Source organism: Xanthomonas sp. SHU 166 (assembly GCF_000364685.1).
Classification (GTDB): domain Bacteria; phylum Pseudomonadota; class Gammaproteobacteria; order Xanthomonadales; family Xanthomonadaceae; genus Xanthomonas_A; species Xanthomonas_A sontii.
This window is the reverse complement of the sequence record NZ_AQOJ01000800.1, coordinates 1-729: the sequence shown is the minus strand read 5'-3', so window position 1 is coordinate 729 and position 729 is coordinate 1. Positions and strand designations below refer to the sequence as shown.

Here is a 729-nt window from a genome sequence, read left to right as displayed (position 1 = left end):
GCCGGGGCGGCCCGCGCGGCGCGGCGGTCGGGGGTGTAGCGGCCGATCACGCTGCAGCTGGCGCCGGACACGCGCTTGCTGCCGTAGCTGGGCACGCCGTCGTTGCCGGTGCACTTGTACAGGGTGCCGGCGCTGGCCGGCGCAGCCGTCAACGTGGCGAGTCCCAGCCCCAGGAGCCACAGCATCCCCTTCATGGCGGCGAGTGTCCCAACTTCCCCGCCGCTTGCCAAGTCCGCACCGTCCGGGGCCGGAGCAGCGCCGGGCGGCCAGTGCGCCCTCCCCGTCCGTATCACCTACTCCACCGGTGCCGGCTCCGGCACCTGCTCCAGCAACGCGTTCAGCATCCCGCGCAGCGCCGTCCGCACCTCGGGCGTGGCCTCCAGCCCGGCGAACGGCACGCCGATGGTCAGCAACTGCGCCGCCAGCCACGGCACCGCATCGGCCAGCAGCGACAGCCGGCAGTGGCCGTCGGCCTCGTCCTGCAGGGTGCCGCACCACAGCGGAATGCGCGCGCCGAGCTCGGCGGCGCTGCCGCGCAGCCGCACGCTGAGGGCGAAGCCCATCGCCTGCGGGCTGTAGCGGATCGCCGCGTCGACCATGGCCGCCGGTTCCTGCGGCGGCAGGCGCAACGCCACCGCCGCGCCGAGTTGCAAGGGCGGCACGATGCGTTCGGCGCGGAAGGTGCGCCAGTCGGCACGATCGCGGTCCCAGGCCAGCAGGTACCAGCGG

Annotated in this window: 2 protein-coding genes; both read right to left on the bottom strand. The window is 74.9% G+C overall.

The genetic code is table 11. The annotated features are described in order from the left end of the window. Window positions 1-194, bottom strand: a 194-nt coding sequence (locus D180_RS18555) for a DUF4124 domain-containing protein (RefSeq protein ID WP_043091324.1), incomplete at its 3' end; no start/stop codon positions are given. 99 nt (window positions 195-293) lie between these two features. Then, window positions 294-729, bottom strand: a 436-nt coding sequence (locus tag D180_RS18550) for a WYL domain-containing protein (protein ID WP_017913965.1), incomplete at its 5' end; no start/stop codon positions are given.